The organism is Nostoc sp. NMS7 (assembly GCF_017115085.1).
GTDB lineage: Bacteria > Cyanobacteriota > Cyanobacteriia > Cyanobacteriales > Nostocaceae > Nostoc.
Window position 1 is genome coordinate 20,758 of record NZ_JABXKJ010000188.1, and the last position, 18,955, is coordinate 39,712.

General features: G+C 42.2%; 16 protein-coding genes and 2 pseudogenes. 10 read left to right on the plus strand and 8 right to left on the minus strand.

Annotated elements, in window-relative coordinates; translation table 11 throughout:
- The first annotated feature begins 3 nt into the window (after positions 1 to 3).
- The 3 genes from HWQ38_RS21150 (at position 4) to HWQ38_RS21160 (ending at position 2,802) form a co-directional block, all read left to right on the plus strand.
- A complete protein-coding gene (locus HWQ38_RS21150; RefSeq protein ID WP_292797372.1) occupies positions 4 to 708 on the plus strand; it encodes an SDR family NAD(P)-dependent oxidoreductase in 705 nt (234 codons plus the stop codon).
- Between the two features lie 106 nt (positions 709 to 814).
- Entirely contained in the window at positions 815 to 1,879 is a 1,065-nt protein-coding gene (gene hppD / locus HWQ38_RS21155; protein WP_292797374.1) for a 4-hydroxyphenylpyruvate dioxygenase, read from the plus strand.
- A gap of 239 nt (positions 1,880 to 2,118) precedes the next feature.
- Entirely contained in the window at positions 2,119 to 2,802 is a 684-nt protein-coding gene (locus HWQ38_RS21160; RefSeq protein WP_292797376.1) for an HAD family hydrolase, read from the plus strand.
- A gap of 235 nt (positions 2,803 to 3,037) precedes the next feature.
- Here HWQ38_RS21160 and HWQ38_RS21165 read toward each other — a convergent pair whose 3' ends face one another.
- Positions 3,038 to 3,664 carry a CPP1-like family protein gene (locus HWQ38_RS21165; protein WP_292797378.1) on the minus strand — a complete coding sequence of 209 codons (627 nt, stop codon included), beginning with the start codon at positions 3,662 to 3,664 and terminating at the stop codon, positions 3,038 to 3,040.
- A 645-nt stretch (positions 3,665 to 4,309) separates the two neighbouring features.
- Between HWQ38_RS21165 and HWQ38_RS21170 the strand changes: the two genes are divergently transcribed.
- Positions 4,310 to 5,020, plus strand: a complete 711-nt coding sequence (locus tag HWQ38_RS21170; protein ID WP_292797381.1) for a response regulator transcription factor — start codon at positions 4,310 to 4,312, stop codon at positions 5,018 to 5,020.
- Positions 5,021 to 6,067: 1,047 nt separating this feature from the next.
- Here HWQ38_RS21170 and HWQ38_RS21175 read toward each other — a convergent pair.
- Positions 6,068 to 6,259: pseudogene (locus HWQ38_RS21175) on the minus strand (DUF2811 domain-containing protein); the annotation flags it as partial.
- Positions 6,260 to 6,732: 473 nt separating this feature from the next.
- Here HWQ38_RS21175 and HWQ38_RS21180 point away from each other — a divergent pair.
- Positions 6,733 to 8,007, plus strand: coding sequence for an MFS transporter (locus tag HWQ38_RS21180; protein ID WP_292797383.1), 1,275 nt, complete (start codon positions 6,733 to 6,735; stop codon positions 8,005 to 8,007).
- 35 nt (positions 8,008 to 8,042) lie between these two features.
- Here the strand turns inward: HWQ38_RS21180 and hisIE are convergent, their stop codons facing one another.
- Entirely contained in the window at positions 8,043 to 8,693 is a 651-nt protein-coding gene (hisIE, locus tag HWQ38_RS21185; RefSeq protein WP_292797386.1) for a bifunctional phosphoribosyl-AMP cyclohydrolase/phosphoribosyl-ATP diphosphatase HisIE, read from the minus strand.
- A 95-nt stretch (positions 8,694 to 8,788) separates the two neighbouring features.
- Complete coding sequence (locus HWQ38_RS21190) at positions 8,789 to 8,983, minus strand: ChaB family protein (RefSeq protein ID WP_292797388.1); 195 nt, start codon at positions 8,981 to 8,983, stop codon at positions 8,789 to 8,791.
- 138 nt (positions 8,984 to 9,121) lie between these two features.
- Here HWQ38_RS21190 and hemL point away from each other — a divergent pair, with 138 nt between their 5' ends.
- A complete protein-coding gene (gene hemL, locus HWQ38_RS21195) occupies positions 9,122 to 10,420 on the plus strand; it encodes a glutamate-1-semialdehyde 2,1-aminomutase (protein ID WP_292797391.1) in 1,299 nt (432 codons plus the stop codon).
- A gap of 57 nt (positions 10,421 to 10,477) precedes the next feature.
- On the opposite strand, the gene HWQ38_RS21200 is transcribed toward hemL, so the two are convergent.
- Both HWQ38_RS21200 and HWQ38_RS21205 read right to left on the minus strand, forming a co-directional pair.
- On the minus strand, positions 10,478 to 10,612 hold the full coding sequence (locus tag HWQ38_RS21200) for a hypothetical protein (protein ID WP_292797394.1): 135 nt from the start codon (positions 10,610 to 10,612) through the stop codon (positions 10,478 to 10,480).
- A gap of 26 nt (positions 10,613 to 10,638) precedes the next feature.
- A pseudogene (locus tag HWQ38_RS21205) lies at positions 10,639 to 10,810 on the minus strand (metallothionein).
- Positions 10,811 to 11,376: 566 nt separating this feature from the next.
- Between HWQ38_RS21205 and HWQ38_RS21210 the strand changes: the two are divergent.
- Positions 11,377 to 12,285: a polysaccharide deacetylase family protein gene (locus HWQ38_RS21210; RefSeq protein WP_292797396.1), complete on the plus strand. Its 909-nt coding sequence runs from the start codon at positions 11,377 to 11,379 to the stop codon at positions 12,283 to 12,285.
- A 561-nt stretch (positions 12,286 to 12,846) separates the two neighbouring features.
- Here the strand turns inward: HWQ38_RS21210 and HWQ38_RS21215 are convergent.
- Positions 12,847 to 13,707, minus strand: a complete 861-nt coding sequence (locus HWQ38_RS21215) for a fasciclin domain-containing protein (RefSeq protein WP_292797399.1) — start codon at positions 13,705 to 13,707, stop codon at positions 12,847 to 12,849.
- Between the two features lie 549 nt (positions 13,708 to 14,256).
- Between HWQ38_RS21215 and HWQ38_RS21220 the strand changes: the two genes are divergently transcribed.
- The 3 genes from HWQ38_RS21220 to HWQ38_RS21230 all read left to right on the plus strand — a co-directional run bounded on the left by HWQ38_RS21220 (position 14,257) and on the right by HWQ38_RS21230 (position 18,490).
- Positions 14,257 to 15,051 (plus strand): glutathione S-transferase family protein, encoded by a 795-nt coding sequence (locus HWQ38_RS21220; protein ID WP_292797402.1) that lies wholly within the window; start codon positions 14,257 to 14,259, stop codon positions 15,049 to 15,051.
- A 135-nt stretch (positions 15,052 to 15,186) separates the two neighbouring features.
- Positions 15,187 to 16,917, plus strand: coding sequence for an ATP-binding protein (locus tag HWQ38_RS21225; protein WP_292797405.1), 1,731 nt, complete (start codon positions 15,187 to 15,189; stop codon positions 16,915 to 16,917).
- 589 nt (positions 16,918 to 17,506) lie between these two features.
- A complete protein-coding gene (locus tag HWQ38_RS21230; protein ID WP_292797407.1) occupies positions 17,507 to 18,490 on the plus strand; it encodes an RNA polymerase sigma factor, RpoD/SigA family in 984 nt (327 codons plus the stop codon).
- Positions 18,491 to 18,551: 61 nt separating this feature from the next.
- On the opposite strand, the gene HWQ38_RS21235 is transcribed toward HWQ38_RS21230, so the two are convergent.
- Positions 18,552 to 18,764, minus strand: a complete 213-nt coding sequence (locus HWQ38_RS21235; RefSeq protein ID WP_292797410.1) for a DUF2188 domain-containing protein — start codon at positions 18,762 to 18,764, stop codon at positions 18,552 to 18,554.
- Positions 18,765 to 18,955: the final 191 nt, after the last annotated feature.

Here is an 18,955-nt window from a genome sequence, read left to right on the forward strand (position 1 = left end):
CCGATGCAAGATAAAGTGGTTGTTCTTGTTGGTGCTACAGGTGGTATTGGTTCAGCCTTAACACACAAACTTGCACCTACCGGAGTCCGGTTGGTACTGGCTGCCAGAGATGCGGTTCGTTTAACAACACTGGCAGATGATTTACCAGGGCAAGTTTTGAGCGTTCCTACCGATATTACTGACCCCCAACAGGTAGATACTTTGATAGAAAAGACCGTCACTGAGTTTGGTCAAATTGATATTTTGGTGAATGCAGCTGGTGCTGGTATACTCAAGCCTTACAACAGCCTGGAACCTGCTGATTTAGACAAAATGCTAGATGTGAACTTAAAAGGCAGCTTTTACACCACTCAGGCGGCTGCTGAAGAGATGCAAAAGCGCAAGTCTGGTCACATCTGTAACGTGGTAGGAATTCTGGGCAAGCATTCGATGGCGATGGCAGCAGCTTATTCTGCTTCTAAATTTGGTGTTGTCGGTTTTAGCAAGTGCATGGCAGAGGAACTCAAGCGTTTTGGTATCAAGTTCACGCTATTCTACTTTGGTGGAGTAGATTCTCCTTTTTGGGATAACGTCAACTTAAAAGTAGACCGGAAAAAAATGCTCAGTCCTGAAACTGCTGCCAATGCGATTTTCTTTGCCCTTTCTGCCGAACCGCAAGCTGTGCCAATGGAAATTAATATTCAACCTGATAGTCATCTGTTCTTTTAAAGTGGAAGTATGTATACATAATTCTTGCTTAGGAAAGACGTGAAAATCTAGCAAAAAAGCCAAAATTTACAGATATATAAACTGTTATGCTGGATTTTCAGTATCTATGAAAATTGATCACGTTCATTTCTATGTAGAAGATGCCAAAGTATGGCGGGATTGGTTTGTACACCATCTTGGTTTTCAAGCAATAGCCGATCGCATCAGTTCATTTCATACTTGTACAGAAGTAGTTAATAGTGGTGCTGTCTGCTTTTTTCTATCTTCACCACTGTTGCCCACAAGTCCAGTCGCTGAGTTTTTGCGTCAATATCCCCCAGGTGTGGCAGATGTCGCTTTTGCTGTCGAAGATGTCGAAGGCGCGATCGCCCTAGCTCAACTGCACGGTGCGACAATCCTACAACCCATCCAGGAACGGCAGGTGGGTACGGCATTACTCAAGTGTGGCAAAATTGCCGCCTGGGGTGGACTAACTCATACTTTGATCGAAAAGTCATTTGTAACTAACGCAAATGATAAAGGACAAATGACAAATGACAACACTTTTACCGCCATAGATCACGTAGTATTGAACGTCGCAGTTGGTGAATTAGAGTCTGCTGTCGCTTGGTACGAAAAGATCCTAGATTTTCAACCCCAGCAAGCATTTAAAATTAAAACCAATCGCTCTGCTTTACACAGTCAGGTGATGGTTTCGCGCAACGGTAGCGTCCAATTGCCAATTAATGAACCGGCTTCCAGCAATTCCCAAATTCAGGAATTTCTCGAGGTCAACCGGGGGCCAGGAATTCAACATCTTGCTTTGCGGACGACTAATCTTGTGAGTGCGATCGCTCAATTTCGTGACAGTGGTTTATCCTTACTCTCAGTTCCCCAAACCTACTACTCGCAACTAAAACAGCGTCCAGGACTGAGCCTATCACCTCTAGAACTGGAAGCGATCGCTCAACAGGAAATTCTGGTGGACTGGCAAGAATATACTCCTTTAGAGGGAGGAAATATCGCACCTTTATTACTACAAATTTTTACCCAGCCAATATTTGAACAACCGACATTTTTCTTTGAGTTTATTGAGCGCCGTTTCCAAGCTAAAGGTTTTGGCGAAGGTAACTTTCGCGCCTTATTTGAAGCTATTGAAAGCGAACAAATCAAACGCGGTACCTTGCAATGATGCCTGAGTACAAAATATCAATACTCCCTTAGGGTTGAGGCAAGTTACTAACCTTTGAGTGATTTCGGCAATAAGTGCGTTGGTGATAGGTATCATTTTGCCACTATCTATAAGGAGTAGTTTTCGATTGCTGCACCCATTTAAAAAGAGTTTACAAAAAACCCTTAGCTTTACTTGATAGTCTCGAAAAATAGCCATATATCTGAGATAATTGTAATAAGAATTAACATTTTCCGCCGATGCTAAGACTGATTACTGACTTCGACGGCCCAATTATTGATGTTTCCGAACGGTACTACCGTGTTTATCAATTCTGCTTAGAGAAAACCCGTCGCCCAGATCAAGTAGTGCAAGAACTTCCGAAAGCGGAATTTTGGCAGTTAAAGCGATCGCGGATTCCTGAAAAGCAAATCGCCTTAAATTCCGGGTTAGACGAAACCCAAGCCCAAGAATTTGCCCAGTTACGACGCCAAACTGTGCATACAGAAGCTTATTTCAAATATGACACTCTCGCGCCTGGCGCTGTGGATGCACTGTTAAAAATTCAACAAGCTGGAATTGATTTGGCAGTTATGACGATGCGCCGAGTTCGAGAACTAGATTATGCTTTTAAAAAATACGATTTGCAGAGATTTTTCCCAGAAAATCGTTGTTATTGCCTGAGTAACGATTACATTAAAACTCGTGATATTGAAGATAAGCCCTTGTTGATGGCTAGGGCATTAAAAGAACTGCCCCCGCCTACTGATACCTGGATGGTGGGAGATACGGAAGCCGATATTACTGCTGCGAAAAATTATGGTATCAAGGTGATGGCTGTGGAATCTGGGATTCGCGATCGCACCCAATTAGAACTTTACCATCCCGACTTAATCATTAAGGATTTGGGCGCTGCTGTAGATTTAGTCCTAAAACCTATGTAGCTGCAACAGATTAGACCTCTTGCATAAATCAAAAAAAGAACCCTGCCCCGCCTTTGACTTACGTCAAATTCTCCCTAAGAGCAGGCGGGGAGGGGTGTTAGGGACTTTTGCAAGAGATTGAATTAATCGGCATTCAGGTTGCAAATTAAAACAGGAGTCAGAATATTTATTCTGACTCCTGACTCTCTTATATAAATCACGTCTTCTTTATAGAAACTTGCTTACGGGTAGTGATTTAGCGTAGAAAACTACTAACCAACCACAACAATATAAACGTCACTACCGTAGAAAACTGATTCGTTTCCAGAGTAATAAATGATATTTGTGATAAGAACCAGCTACCGACTAGTCCCCCAACGATTAAGCCAATTATTAAACTGCCCAGGGTGAACAAAACTGCTCGGCCAAATTTGCCTTCCTTGCGATTGAGAAAGTAAATACTGGTGCCTATCCCAACCACCAATGCTAACTGCAAAACCTGATCGCCTCCCTCTGGATAAAACAGGCTGATAGAACTCAAACCAAGAAACCAAGCTCCTGGTAAGAGTATATCCGCAGGCGTTGGCTGATCCAGCATTCGTTGCAGCCATGCAGGTGACTGCTCACGAGGCGTTGGACTTTCCTTAGGAGGCGATTGCACTCGCAACTCTGGGAACCGGATACGCTCAGGAACTTTAATTTTACCTTCCTGGCGCATCCGTAAGCGATCCATTAAAATCGCATCGTAAGCCGCTTCAATTACTTCTAAATGCTTCGCATCGCTACTATGTTGCTCGAATAGGCGATTACGAGCATCCTGAATTTCATCGAAACTAGCCTCTTCTGATACCCCAAGTTTTTCGTAGGGATTTTGATCGCTCATGGGAGTTTGTTACTTCAGCCTCAGTCAGCGGCAATCTTTTGTCTAAGAAAAAACAGCTTTAGCTTTTATTTTGATCGAAACTAAAGTTTCGGTCTATTTTATGCCCTACCAGGATAGTAGCACGGGTTAGTTTGATCGACTTTATAATTTCAACTGTAGTCACTTTAACATATCGCCATAACTCCGTGTATACCCTCATGTCGTTGTCCAGTTCTGGCTCTAATCTAGAATTTGAACGGAGAATACCTAAAACACATAGTTTTGATGAAAAAATCAACTTTACTGTTTCAAATTTGGCGACTTACTGTACCCTAACAGAGTTTTTTTAATTATACTGAATAATCGCTTGTGGTATATATCCACATCTCGATTTAGAATTAAAACGTTTTAAGTTAGCACCTAACTGGGATCAAGAAGGTGTTTTGGTCTCTAGGAATGTTGCGGCTAAAGCCAGAGCGCCTATATACTGTGGCTAACAGAAGTTTAGGGTTCTCATCGCCCACAATCCTGATTAGAGTATTTATTTTTGAATAATCAGGATTCTTATACTGTAGCCATGTAGATTCTTAGTTAGTCCCAAAGTGGCAACTGCGTTTTTACTAACCCTCTTGTTAATCTTACGAATTTTTGTGCAAAGTAATGGTCATGGCTCCTGCCAAGATTCTTGTAGTTGACGACGACCCTGCGGTTCGGAATTTAATCCAACGCTTTTTGATAAAGCAGAACTATCAGGTGGAGGCTGCCGAAGATGGAAAGACAGCCTTAGCTCTATTTGAGCAGTTTAACCCTGATTTGGTAATTCTAGATGTGAATTTACCAGATGTAACTGGGTTTAACCTCTGCCAAGAGATGCAAAGTCGTAATGGTGTTTTTGTTCTGATGTTGACTAGCCGTGCTGACGAAGCTGACAAAATTCGTGGCTTTTCTAAAGGTGCTGACGACTATCTCACCAAGCCTTTTGGGTTGGGAGAGCTAGAAGTCAGAGTCGGAGCGATTTTGAGGCGTCAGCGAGTGATAACTACGGCCGAGCAGAAACGCTTGGTATTTGAAAAACTTATGATTGATCCGGTGCGACGGGAGGTAGCACTTAATAACCAACCAGTACTCTTAACTGCTCTGGAATTTGACTTATTGCATTTTTTAGCCAGTCATCCAGGCCGAGTTTGGCGGCGTGCAGAACTAATCCAAGAGGTGTGGGACTATGAATATGTCGGCGACCAGCGGGTTGTAGATGTACATATCGGCCAAATTCGCAAGAAGATTGAAATTGATGCTAGTCAGCCAGCATTAATTCAAACTGTACGTGGCGTAGGGTATAAGTTTGAATCTGCTAGTTACGTTACCCCCAGCGCTTAGAAACCAAGTCCTGAGTTTACAGTCTGGAGTTTTTAACTCTTGACTATAAACTTTTGGGGGAGCAATTAATCAATTTATTTAGCTTTAGTAAAAGACAAATTTAGACAATCAAAATAGGTAGATATTCCTCAAATACAGACTAGGTAGTTATTTGAGATATCGATTTATGCCTTTAAAACAATGGACAGGGAAGAGAGTCCATTGGAAAATATTTCTTTGCTTGTTACCGTTTTGGTAGATAGGGCGGTGCTTAAGGTGGAGTTCGTAGGCATCCATAGCTGTGTTAACATCCGAACGTGTTTGTATCCAAAAGAAAACCGCTATATAACAAGTACTAATAGTCCGCTATTAATTGCATGGAATACAGACCAATCGTAAAGGCACAGCAATGCTCATTGGTGTCAACTTAAGCTATCTGTTGACTTCCACGCCCGCCCAGAAATGAATTTCAGAAACTCATAGCTAAAGTCTACTGAAGTAGACTAAAGATTTTTCAGATTATCTTAGTACACGTCACCGTAAAAGGGGTTCGGAAATATTCAGACTTGATGTTGGGTAACACTTAAGTTCTACCCAACCTACGAATGATTAAATTCCATACCCTTTTTATGGTGTTCTGTACTCAGTCATTTAAAGATTGACTTGAGCTATTAGCAAGGAACTTCAGTTCCTTGTGGGACATGAGTTTTACGTTAAGTTGACACGCATGAGCTTTTTCTGTGTCCCTACCATCTATTGTATCCAAACCAAAACTGCTATATATTCAAGTCTTGCCACAATTCTAAATCTTGCACTATTACCAACTAGTTTTAGCAACAAAAGAAAATATTGGAACCTTTTTAAGGATCAGAATCTACTGATCTTTTTTTGTTGTAATATTGCCCCCAGATGGCCGATCACTTCGGCTCAAAATCCGATTAATGGGCACGGTTTACCGTGCCCATATTAGGGCATGAGCCAGAATAATGCCCTTCATACCAGTACCTATGGGGTGTCTAGTAGATTAGCTGTTGCGGGTGAATCGATCTTGAGCATTTCTACTGAGGAGTGGTGAAACAAAGTTTCCAGATAGACTCGGGCAGCACGGCGATCGCTATCTCCATTTTGGAGTAAAAACAATGATAACGCCGCCGTCAACACTCTGTTTTCATCCCAATCGGGATGCTTTTCTAAGTAGTTTTTTAAGGATTCGTGGAGTGTTTCAGGAATTTCTGTAAAGATGCTAACCGTTGCTTTCATGAGATTTTCCTCCTATGAGGATAATCAAGAGGACAAGTTGCTTGCGGTGAAACGGCAATTAAGCTACCTCACACGCTCTTTCGCTAGCCCGACAATCTGCGCCTACATCTGGTGGTAATATATTTTACACATTTGATGCAAAGGGTTGAACGGACTATAAAAGCAAGCCGAATCATTGTGCGCCAAGAGGGGGTGGGTTTGTCAATGCTGCGAAATGTTAAAAACGATTGTATAAAAAATAAATACGAACGAAATAATCAGCTTTCAAGCCGAGTTTTCGTTACTTTACTTTATAAAAACTCAGTCTTTAAACTTCCTTGTCGCTGTCAATTAACAATCCCCAGTCAGACTCTAAGAAGCCCACTGGCTCGTTGAGTAGCTGTGGAAAACTGCTAAAATCCCTGTGGAAACCCTGTGGAATCAGTGAGGAAAATTGTAGCCAATGATAAGAATTACAAAATTGTCAGGAACCGATGACATTTAACCTGATGAAATTAGCTTCTCAATCTCAGTTATCATCGTGGCTGCCGTCGATACATCCCCAGGTGTGGATTTTCGCAATTGGTAGATTCTGCTCGGAAGTTGGCACTGGCTTTACCCTGTTTTACGCTCCCATCTTTTTTGTGAATCAAGTTGGTTTATCTGCAACCAGTGTCGGGGTAGCCTTGGGTAGCGCCTCGATTTCCGGCATTGTCGGGCGGATTGTCGGTGGTTCTTTGGCTGATTCTGGACACTGGGGACGCCGCCGCACTTTGTTGCTAGCCACAGCGATTTCAGCAAGTGGTTCTCTAGTTTTAGCTGCAACCAATAATTTTACTATTTTGGTAATTGGTAGCTTGATTAGCGGTTTAGGGATAGGTTTCTATTGGCCGGCGGCTGAAGCTGTTGTTGCTGATGCCAGTGAGATTGATAATCGCCGCGAAACTTTTGCGATCGCCCGATTAGCAGATAATCTGGGGTTAGCGATCGGAATTGTTCTTGCTGGATTTTTAATCACAATAATTGGGAGTTATCGATGGCTATTTGTCATTGATGCCATCTCTTTTCTAGTATTTTTTGGGGTTGTCTATGTGGGAATTAGTGAAACCGAACAACAGCAGATAAAGGAATTGGAAAATACACAATATATTGCTTCTTGGATAGCAGTATTAAGCGATCGCCGTTTCCTGGTCTACATAACAGTTAATATATTCTTTACAATCTATATTTCTCAAATCCACAGCACCCTGCCGCTTTACTTCAAAAACTTTGTCTTTGTAGAAAGTACCAGCGAAGGATTTGCCAAAACGACGATTAGCGGGCTATTTGCTTGGCATCTAGTATTCGCCATCATTTGTCAATTGCCTGTCACTAGCATCTTAAAACGCTGCTCTCATACACTCGCACTAACTGTTTCTGCTATTCTCTGGGCAATTGGTTTTGGACTCATTTGGGTAAGCGGCACTGCCCCATCTTATAATCTCGTTTGGGTAACATTGGCATTGGGAGTATTTGCTGTGGCGATTGTTTCCTATACCCCATCTGCGGCCTCCTTAGTTACTGAGTTAGCCCCGGAAAATCAACGCGGCGTTTATTTTTCCATCAACGCTGTGTGCTGGGCTGTTGGTTCTTTTATTGGTCATCCTTTAGGTGGATGGGCATTAGATCAACCGCGAATTATTATTGATGGTTTGTGGCTCGGCTTTTGTTTGAGTGTGATTATTGTGGTAGTAATTTTACAATACCTGAATCGAATTTTGGCTGAGTAACATACTCCCCACAGGAAGATGACTTGTTATTCTCTCTATTGGCGACGTTCTTGCAACTTGCGATACACCGATTTTAAATCAACTTGATGGTGAGCCAAGGCAACCAAAGTATGATATAGCAAATCAGCAACTTCACCCGCGATCGCATCTGCCTCATCATCCTTAAAGGCCATTACCACCTCAGCAGTTTCCTCACCGATCTTTTTCAAAATTTTGTTATCGCCACCTGCGAATAGTTTACAGGTGTAAGAACCTTCAGTAGGATTATCGCGGCGATCGCATATTACTTGAAATAATTGTGACAATGTGTCCCCTGGTGGTGGGGCAATTTTCCCTTCTATTTGGTGAAAGCAACTGCGTTCTCCAGTATGGCAGGCAACATCTCCTAATTGCTCTACCCCGATGAGCAGCGCATCACTATCACAGTCATAACGGATACTTTGCACTTTTTGAATATGTCCAGAAGTCGCCCCCTTGTGCCACAATTCCTGCCGGGAACGGCTCCAAAACCAAGTTTCTTCAGTTTCTAAAGTTTTTTGTAACGACTCCTGATTCATCCACGCCATCATCAGGACAGTACCATCCAAATAATCTTGGACAATTGCAGGTACTAGACCCCGTTCATCGTAGCGAATTTCCTCAACAGGGATGGTGTAATGCAGTGAGCGCGAATCGTTAGAAGACATACCAGCTATTTTGCTCTAATGAGAATAATTCATGGATTCACGATACCATTCTGAATAGAGCAGCTGGGATGTTTTTTTAAATTGAACTATCTTATCTAGCTCTCAACAAGAGCATTCCGTTCCATAGCAGACTGCATCTTTACAGCACTCAAGGCGACTTTGTGAGCTTTTGAGGCTTCACCATACCAATGGATTGCCGAGTTAAAAGCTGCTCGGTAAAGATCCTGGTATGCTTCAGATAATCGAGTTTGAATATCTAAAGGCAAGTCTTGATTCGACTTGTATAACATATTGTTATTTTTTTGATATTGTTATTTTTTTGGTTCAGCTAATTCTATAGGATAGAAATTCTCAGCAGCGTTTGACCCTATCCTAAGATAGAGCTTTTTATTGCCCACTGTTTTATTGCCCACTGTTAGGAGAGAACTTTGTTAAATACCACAATTAAAACAACAAAATCACAAGAAGTCTTCGCCGCTGCTCAAAACCTCATGCCAGGAGGAGTCAGTTCTCCAGTTCGTGCCTTTAAATCTGTGGGTGGACAACCCATAGTTTTTGATCGTGTTAAAGGCGCATATATTTGGGATGTAGATGGCAATCAATACATAGACTATGTAGGCACTTGGGGTCCAGCTATTTGCGGTCATGCTCATCCAGAAGTAATTGCAGCCTTGCATGAAGCTTTAGAAAAAGGCACCAGTTTCGGCGCTCCCTCAGTCCTAGAAAATGTTTTGGCAGAAATGGTCATCGATGCCGTTCCTAGCATCGAAATGGTCAGATTTGTTAACTCTGGAACTGAAGCCTGTATGGGAGTTTTGCGGCTGATGCGGGCTTTCACCAACCGGGAAAAAATCATCAAGTTTGAAGGTTGCTACCACGGACACGCCGATGCCTTTCTGGTGAAGGCAGGTTCTGGTGTAGCCACACTTGGCTTACCAGACTCACCGGGAGTACCTAAATTAGCAACTAGCACCACTCTAACCGCGCCTTTCAATGACTTGGAAGCCGTTAAAGCCTTGTTTGAAGAAAACCGCGACGAGATTGCTGGTGTCATTCTGGAGCCAGTTGTCGGCAATGCTGGGTTTATTGCACCTGATGCTGGCTTCTTAGAAGGATTACGGGAACTGACTCACGAGTATGGGGCGTTATTGGTATTTGACGAAGTGATGACAGGGTTTCGCATTGCTTACGGTGGCGCCCAGGAAAAATTTGGTGTCACTCCCGATTTAACAACCTTGGGCAAAGTTATTGGTGGTGGTTTGCCAGTAGGAGCTTATGGTGGTCGTCGGGATATTATGTCAATGGTTGCGCCCGCCGGCCCCGTATATCAAGCTGGGACTCTTTCTGGTAATCCCTTAGCGATGACTGCTGGCATTAAGACTTTAGAATTGCTGCAAAAGCCAGGTACTTATGAGTATCTTGAGCGGATTACTAAAAAGCTAGCAGATGGTTTGCTGCAAATTGCCAAAGAAACTGGTCATCCGGTTTGCGGTGGTCAAATCAGCGCGATGTTCGGCTTATTCTTTACCTCTGGCCCAGTTCATAACTATGAAGATGCGAAAAAGTCTGATACAGCCAAATTTGGACGCTTCCATCGTGGAATCTTAGAGCGTGGTGTTTACTTAGCACCTTCTCAATTTGAAGCTGGGTTTACGTCTTTTGCTCACACCGAAGAGGATATTGAGCAGACTTTAGCAGTAGCACGGGATGTAATGTCTAGCATATAACCAAAAGAGTGCTGAGTACTCAGTAAAGACAACGCCTACAGCGTTGCTCACTGGGAATTATATTATTCCTTGTGTGCGATCGCCAGAAGTCGGAGTGTCAGCTTGCGATCGTCGGAACTTCGGTCGTTGATATTCTCTCTCACTGCCTAACCCTTCTTCCAGAACGGTTAGGCAGTGAAACTTACATCGCAATCTGAATTTCGGTAACTCAGCACTACTCAACAGCCACAGCCAGTGTGACTACAGCCTTTGATAGTTTTGTGACCTTCAGCACAGTCTTGAGAGCAATAGTATTTAATAGTATTTGCTGTCCTCTTTAATAGCATCCTCAACTGAAACGATACACAGGCAAGTTGAACAGGCGCATTTCATTTGGGTTACGGTTGTCATAACTTTCTGCATTTTCTGTTGAGATTACTCTAATAATAATGCGGATCTGCCCTGTGCCATCATTACTCAAGGAAGGTCACATCTTCGTCATAATTTTGCAATAGCTTCGTCAATAGGATATGCAATATTTAACCTACATTAAGTATATTCATCTTAATAACGCAGGATTACATTGCCTTTTACAGTTCTCGAAATTCCCCTCATACCCTATAGTCTAGAAAAATTAACGCGCAAGAAGGCTCTCACCTTTATGGTGAGGGTTTTGCTTATAGATATTAGATTATCCATAGGTTAAGGCATTTTTTTAGAATCAAGGTTGGAGCTAACTTTAAAAAGTAGACCAATCATGGTGTAGCTTGCATGGGAAGGTTTACAAAAGTGTTAGGAGTTACGCAAAACTAAACACTGTAGGGGCAATTCATGTAGCTTTAGCTGACCGCAGGGTATTGCCCTTACCTGAAAATAAGAGTTTCGGCTATTGTTTGCGTAACTCATGAGTGTAAAAAAATGCCCGAAGTATTAGGATTCTGAAAAAAAGATGATTCGACCCTTGAAGGAGCTATGAAGTGCAGGACAATAAGTCATTTTTTGGTCTGCAAAAAAGATTAATTACGTTGCTTGTCTTGAGTGCCAGTTTGAGTCTAAGCACAATGATGCTTATCAAATCAAGCTACTCTGAGGCTCAAGGTAGAGAGAATATAAATGTAAACAATCTATCACCCAGAGTTGGAACTGAGCAGCAGATTGAAGAACTAAAAGCGGCAATGCTTAAAAGTTGGCAGCAAGAAGCACAAACAAAAGGTCTTTCCTATGCTGTGCCACAACGCTTTCAAGGGGCAATAGTTGAGTCGGCAAAACTTACTCCCGAACAGAAAGTAATTGCTCTCACCTTTGATGATGGTCCCTGGCCTGATAGTACCGCGCAAGTACTGGATATTCTCAAACAAAATCAGATAAAAGGCACATTCTTCCTAATTGGGCAGAACGTGAAGAATTATCCCAGCTTAGTAAAGCGGGAGATTGCCGAAGGCCACGTAATTGGCAACCATACTTGGCATCATTGGTATCAATTCTTGAATCCACAAGCAGCTGCCTATGAAATTGACCACACAGCAGACCTGATTTATCATGTCACAGGGATTAAAACAAATCTGTTTCGACCACCAGGGGGAATCATGCACAATGGGGTGGCTGCTTACGCTAGAAATAGCAAATATGCGATCGTTCTCTGGTCATCTGACTCTGTAGACTACTCGCGTCCTGCTGTACCAAAATTAATTAATAATGTGTTCAGGAAGGCCAAACCAGGTGGGATTGTGCTGATGCATGATGGTGGTGGTAATCGCTCTAAAACTGTGCAAGCTTTACCAGAAATTATTGCCACCTTTCGCAAACAGGGGTATAGCTTTGTTACTATCCCGGAACTTTTAGAAATGCAAGATAAAGATCAAAAGCTAATTGTAAACAAAAAGTAATTGTTATTTCGATGGAAAGCAGCGGCTCTATCAATCGCCACTCGGCAACTAAAAACAAGTTTAATTTTTCTGGCAATTTCGAGGTTTCTTTAGCTAAACTCAACTAATAATCAGGTCTACCACTCAGGAAAATTATGAATAAAATTGTAATAACCAGCAAAGCCTCATTAACAATTCAAAATTCAAAATTCAAAATTAAAGACATTTTCAGACGGGGATTTTAACCCCAATGGTTCCTGAGCCCTTCGACAAGTGTTACCCTGAGCTTGTCGAAGGGCTCAGGGTAAGACCTGCGCCCTTCGCGTAGCGTCCCGCTTTCTAAGGACTGAAACTTGCGCTACCTATAGAGGTAGGGGTCTTAAACCCTTTGATTTACGATAAAAGGGAGAGGAATGGAAGTTAGGTTTTCCATATCCCTTGAAAAGTCAGTAGGCGGAGTTAGCAATTCAACTCACTGTTTTTACAAAAAAACCGTCCAAAATTAACATCTGAACGGGATTTTTACGTATTAATACTTTATGTCAACCTAGTTCTATTTCCGGTTGTACTGATACAGAAAAACTACAAATCAGGAGGTAAAATCACCTGATCAATTGCGTGAATTACACCGTTAGTGCCTGTGATATCTGCCTGTGTCACTTTTGCATCATTGACAGTTACACCGGTAGCAGGATCAACTTTAACGTTGATTGTGCCGCCTTCAAGGCTTTTAACTTCGCCAGACTTCAAATCAGTGGACAATACCTTACCAGGTACTACATGGTAAGTTAAGATTTTGATCAATACTTCTTTGTTGGCTGGTTTTAACAATTCTTGCAAAGCATCTGGTGGCAACTTAGCAAAAGCTGCATCAGTGGGTGCAAAAATAGTTAAGTTATCTTTACCCTGCAAAGTTCCGGTCAATCCTGCTGCTTTCAAAGCCTTGGTTAAGGTGGTAAAAGAAGCGTTTGACTCTGCCAACGCTAACAAGTTTTTGCCTTGATTGTCGCTTGCCCCTGGACCTGGTGGAGTTGGAGTTGGAGTCTCCGTAGATGGTACTTGTGTTGGTGGTGTGCTGGGTTGAGCTTCCGGGATAGTTCGTGGGGTACGGGGTGCAGGTTCACTAGGTGTAACACTACCACCACGGTTATAGGGAGGCTCGTTAAAAATACTTGGTTTGGGATTTAGCGTTCCACCACTATTCTGTGCTACTTGTTGGCGTTTGGTATTGCCCTTTTCTATTTCGGAAGCAGCCTCAGCAGGTGTGTATTGACCGTTTGCTTGAAGGCTTTGTCCCTGATTATAGGGGGTTTCGTTGAAAATACTGGGGTTAGGATTTAGCGCCTCTTTCGCATCAGATGGTAAAGTAATAAGGACGCTAAAACTAGTAAATCCCGCTATGCCTGCCAAGGCGGTCAGCAATTTGCTGTAATTTGTCTTCATAAATTTTGTTTGTTTTTTCGTCCACACATTACATAAAGATTTATAACATTTTGCTATGCACAAAATCTAACCCAGAGGGAAGTAAGATTTTTTATCAGCAGATTTTGTGCTGATGATGCAAAATATTCAACTTTGGCTTACGCTTACAAGTATGAAATATATCTAGCATACATTTTATCTAAATTGAGCAAATTTTCTTGCTTACACCAAAAAGAGTTAATAAAGTCTCACTTGATGTAGCATCAACTCTAAGAAAGTGGGAAAATCTGACATCTACAAGTTATGAGTTACAAGAATTTTTGAGAAAGATTTTACTTTAAGACTTACGCAAAACTACACGCGGTAGTGGCAATACCCTGCGTTCAGCCTCCGTCTACATGAATTGCCCCTACCTAAAAAGCATTCTTTTGAGCTACTGTTTAATCTAAAAATCAGTTAAACCCTAAGGTTAATTAAATAGACAACTAAGCAACTAATGTCAAGAAAAATTACTTTAACTAAAGATACAATTGTAAAGTTAAGAAGTTGACCAGTTACAAGGTATACACGATGATTGAATTATACCAATGGGAACTATCTCAATACTCAGAGAAAGTGCGCCTAATTCTAGATTTTAAAGGACTAGATTACCGCAAAATAGAGGTTACGCCTGGGATTGGACAGGTAGAACTGTTCCGGCTGACTGGTCAAAAACAAGTCCCAGTATTAAAGGATCGGAATAGATATATTGCGGATTCTACGGAAATAGCTAAGTATTTAGACTTAGAGTATCCCGATCGCCCCATAATACCGCAAGATCCCAAAAAACGGGGTTTAACTTTATTAATAGAAGAATGGGCGGATGAATCCATAGGCATCAAAGGTCGCAAAGCCCTATTTGCAGCAATAAGTCAAGATCAAAATTTCCGCAAGTCTTTATTACCCACCTCAACACCAGATATATTTAAAAGTCTGGTTGAAGGAGTACCTAGTGACTTCCTGACACTGTTGGGTTTTGGCGTAGGTTATAGCCCAGATGTGATTCAGTCTGCGATCGCATCCTTAAAACAAGACTTGGAAGCTTTAACATTGTTACTGGCAGATAGTCCTTATTTAACAGGAGATGAGCCGACTTTAGCTGACTTGGCAGTGGCGGGTTTATCGATATTGCTCAAGTTCCCCTCTGGTTCCTATCTGGATTTACCAGCTTCTATTAGAGGTAAAGGATTGCCAATCTTTACAGAGAATATAGATTATGCACCATTCTTTACCTGGCGCGATCGCCTTTACACCCAATTCCGCAAACCATTAATTATGACCACTCCATCAACAGGGAGTGCGCCAACTTCGATTCAAATTGATTAGGTAATGGGGCATTGGGAGAGAATAACTCAAGACAAATGACTAATGACTAATGACTGATGACTAATTCGCAACTTCTGCCCTATGCAATTACAATTCAACATAAGAGATAGCACCAACAATCATGTAACTAATTAGATGAATTCGGCACAGCCATTAGGTTCGGTCATTCAAGGTTCTCTAACTGAAGGTTTAGAAGTACGATTGCATCCTGACATTTCTGTGGAAGATATGCGGGTGGGTAAGTTCCTGGTTGTGCAAGGGATGCGATCGCGTTTTTTTTGTATGCTGACAGATGTAGCATTGGGTGCTGCTAATGCCCGAATTATTGCTAATCCCCCCAATTGGGAAGACACTTTTTTACGAGATGTTTTAGCCGGAAGTGGTACTTATGGTACTATCAACCTCGCACCGATGTTGATGTTCACTCCCGAATCTGAAGAATCTTTCTCTCCAACAAATGGCAAATCAGCAAATCCTTTTCTCCCATCGATGACAGGTTTGGCTTCATTTGTGCCACAAACTAGCACCACGATGGAATTGTTGCCTGTTAAAACTATTCCTAGCCACTTTAGTCAAGTTTACGATGCAAGTGTTGACGATTTTCGCCGGGTATTTGGCTGGGAAGATGACCCCCAAAGGCGCAATTTTTCCATCGGCAAACCTTTGGATATGGATGTGCCCGTTTGCATCGATTTAAATCGCTTTGTGGAACGCAGTAATGGGATTTTTGGGAAATCTGGTACTGGTAAATCCTTTCTAACACGGCTAATTTTAGCTGGCGTTATCCGTAAAAATGCGGCAGTAAATTTGATTTTTGATATGCACTCTGAGTATGGCTGGGAAGCTGTTGCAGAAGGTAAAAACGTCAGTACTGTTAAGGGTTTAAAGCAACTTTTTCCTAGTAAAGTGGAAGTTTACACCCTTGACCCAGAATCGACAAAGCGTCGGGGTGTGCGTGATGCTCAAGAACTCTATCTGAGTTACGAGCAAATAGAAGTTGAAGATATTAAGTTATGTAGTCGAGATTTAGGACTCTCTGATGCAGCCTTGGATAACGCCAATATTCTATATAGCGAGTTTGGCAAGTCTTGGATTGTCCAATTGCTGAATATGACTAACGATGAAATTGAGATGTTCTGCGACGAGAAGCGCGGACACAAAGGCTCGATTATGGCATTGCAGCGCAAACTATTGCGGATGGATAGCTTGAAGTATATGCGAGCGGTTTGCCCCCAGAACTATATTAGTAAAATTGTGCAGTGTCTAGAATCTGGGAAGAATGTTGTGATCGAATTTGGTTCCCAGTCTAATATGCTCTCTTATATGTTGGTGACAAATATGATCACCCGACGTATTCACGAGCATTACGTCAAAAAAGCCGATAAATTTTTACAGAGCAAAAATCCTAGCGATCGCCCCACGCCATTAATGATTACCATTGAAGAGGCGCACCGTTTCCTTGACCCAGGAGTGGTACAAAGTACTATCTTTGGGACTATTGCCCGTGAACTGCGGAAATATTTTGTCACACTTTTAGTAGTTGATCAACGTCCATCAGGCATAGATAATGAAGTTATGTCTCAGATTGGGACTCGCATTACTGCTTTGCTGAATGATGAAAAAGACATTGAGGCGATTTTCACGGGTGTATCTGGTGGTAGTGGACTGCGATCGGTGTTGGCAAAGTTAGACTCGAAGCAACAAGCTTTAATATTGGGTCACGCCGTTCCGATGCCAGTAGTAGTACGTACCCGTCCTTACGACGCAAGTTTTTACGAAGAAATTGGTGAGCCAGCCTGGGAAGAAAAACCTGACGCAGAAGTATTCGCAGCTGCTGAACTAGCCAAAGCTGACCTGGGATTCTAGATAGTCATTTGTCCTTTGTCCTTTGCAAATGACCAATGACCAATACTTCTCTACCAGAGGCTGCGCCAACGACAAGGCTCAGTACAAGTGCCCAATGACTAATTCGTGACATCCCTCCATCGTCACAGCAAATTAAGTTCGGTTATCCCGCTAGGTTTTAGCAACAGAAGAGGGGCTTTTCGCGTCAACATAGATGTAGTAAGTAATTTCAAGGAAGTTTAAATTTTTTTCTCAAATGATCGCTTTTGAATTATAATTATAAGCTTTATCTGAAGATACTTTACTATCTGCCTAATTTATCGTATTATAAAGCTAAGTAGAACTCATACCGACTTCGGATTTATCAGATGATGTCAGTAACTGCCCAAAAGAAGAATTCTCAAAAATAACCAGCGTGATTATAAAAGATTGAAAATTTAGGGAAGGTAGGGGAACCGATGATTGGGGGTTTACGTCTTAACAAAGGCTGTATCAATTGATAATTGCTTTTGGTAGCTCCCGATATTTACTGATAGATGTACTACTTTATCCCCAGAGATTTTAGCAAGAAAATATACATTGTGTTTACTGAGTAGAGGATAACGCACCAATGCCTACTGTCAACACCCAAACGGAAAACCTCAACACCAAATTCACGGTTGATATGGTGCGAACCTATCTGCGGGAAATTGGTCGTGTGCCACTGCTAACCCGCGAACAAGAAATTGTCTTTGGGAAGCAGGTGCAACAAATGATGACGCTGATCGATGCCAAGGAGGCTTTGGCGAAGAAACTGCAACGCGAGCCGAATATGTCAGAGTGGGCTGACAAGGTTGAACAATCAGAAACCGAGGTTCAACAAACGGTGGCGCAAGGTAAGCGGGCAAAGCAAAAAATGATCGAAGCGAATTTGCGCTTGGTGGTTGCTATTGCCAAGAAGTACCAAAAGCGGAATATGGAGTTTCTGGATTTAATCCAGGAAGGAACACTAGGATTAGAGCGGGGTGTAGAGAAATTTGACCCAACCAGGGGTTATAAGTTTTCAACCTATGCTTACTGGTGGATTCGGCAAGCGATTACCCGCGCGATCGCCCAACAAGGTCGTACTATCCGCTTACCGATCCATATTACCGAGAAACTGAACAAAATCAAAAAAGTGCAGCGCGAGTTGGCTCAAAGTTTGGGGCGATCGCCGACTCCAGCCGAAATTGCCAAAGAACTGGAACTAGAACCTGCTCAGATCCGCGAGTATTTGAATATGGCGCGTCAACCAGTGTCTTTGGATGTGCGAGTTGGTGAGAACCAGGATACTGAGTTGCAAGAAATGCTCGAAGATGATGGACCATCACCAGAGTATTACACCAACCAGGAATTCTTACGCCAAGATTTGAACAACCTGCTAGCAGAACTAACCCCGCAACAGCGAGAAGTTGTAGCCTTACGCTTTGGTTTAGAAGATGGTAATGAAATGTCATTGGCGAAAGTGGGTGAGAGATTGAGTCTCAGCCGTGAACGCGTCCGTCAGTTAGAGCATCAAGCTTTGGCTCATCTGCGTCGCCGTCGTGCCAATGTCCAAGAATACGTTGCTAGCTAATAAAACCAGAGACGCGGAATTTCGCGTCTCTACACCATTTTTGGTAATGCGCCTCCTGAATTCAGGAGGCGATTTTTTTCTGCTGAAAACCAGGAAATTTCAATACTTTCAAACAAAGCCGAAAATGCTGGTTTGTTGGTATAGCAATCTCACGCCCTTTCTCAATGGCTTCTTGCTGGGTGTGGAATATTTTAGTAGCCTTACTGGCACTCTCAGACTTAACTGCCCAACCTTCAGAGTGAGGGACAATATGTTGGTCTTTACCTTTAGACATTAGTGATATTGTTTATACTTAACTACTTTTACACCTTAACACAATCTTTACTAATGTAAGTATTTTGTAGTAAGCTAATCGGCATTTAAGCTGCAGAATATAAATGCAGAGCCGATTGAAAGTAACTATGCCACCACCAGCCAAAAATTTTTTAACTTCAGAACAAGTTACTCAGTTACAGCAAGCTCTTA

Excerpts from the sequence above, each read along its gene's own strand:
- HWQ38_RS21150 (WP_292797372.1), top strand. The coding sequence starts at position 4 with ATGCAAGATAAAGTGGTTGTTCTTGTTGGTGCTACAGGTGGTATTGGT.
- hppD (WP_292797374.1), top strand. The coding sequence starts at position 815 with ATGAAAATTGATCACGTTCATTTCTATGTAGAAGATGCCAAAGTATGG.
- HWQ38_RS21160 (WP_292797376.1), top strand. The coding sequence starts at position 2,119 with ATGCTAAGACTGATTACTGACTTCGACGGCCCAATTATTGATGTTTCC.
- HWQ38_RS21165 (WP_292797378.1), bottom strand. The coding sequence starts at position 3,664 with ATGAGCGATCAAAATCCCTACGAAAAACTTGGGGTATCAGAAGAGGCT.
- HWQ38_RS21170 (WP_292797381.1), top strand. The coding sequence starts at position 4,310 with ATGGCTCCTGCCAAGATTCTTGTAGTTGACGACGACCCTGCGGTTCGG.
- HWQ38_RS21180 (WP_292797383.1), top strand. The coding sequence starts at position 6,733 with ATGACATTTAACCTGATGAAATTAGCTTCTCAATCTCAGTTATCATCG.
- hisIE (WP_292797386.1), bottom strand. The coding sequence starts at position 8,693 with ATGTCTTCTAACGATTCGCGCTCACTGCATTACACCATCCCTGTTGAG.
- HWQ38_RS21190 (WP_292797388.1), bottom strand. The coding sequence starts at position 8,983 with ATGTTATACAAGTCGAATCAAGACTTGCCTTTAGATATTCAAACTCGA.
- HWQ38_RS21215 (WP_292797399.1), bottom strand. The coding sequence starts at position 13,707 with ATGAAGACAAATTACAGCAAATTGCTGACCGCCTTGGCAGGCATAGCG.
- HWQ38_RS21220 (WP_292797402.1), top strand. The coding sequence starts at position 14,257 with ATGATTGAATTATACCAATGGGAACTATCTCAATACTCAGAGAAAGTG.
- HWQ38_RS21225 (WP_292797405.1), top strand. The coding sequence starts at position 15,187 with ATGAATTCGGCACAGCCATTAGGTTCGGTCATTCAAGGTTCTCTAACT.
- HWQ38_RS21230 (WP_292797407.1), top strand. The coding sequence starts at position 17,507 with ATGCCTACTGTCAACACCCAAACGGAAAACCTCAACACCAAATTCACG.
- HWQ38_RS21235 (WP_292797410.1), bottom strand. The coding sequence starts at position 18,764 with ATGTCTAAAGGTAAAGACCAACATATTGTCCCTCACTCTGAAGGTTGG.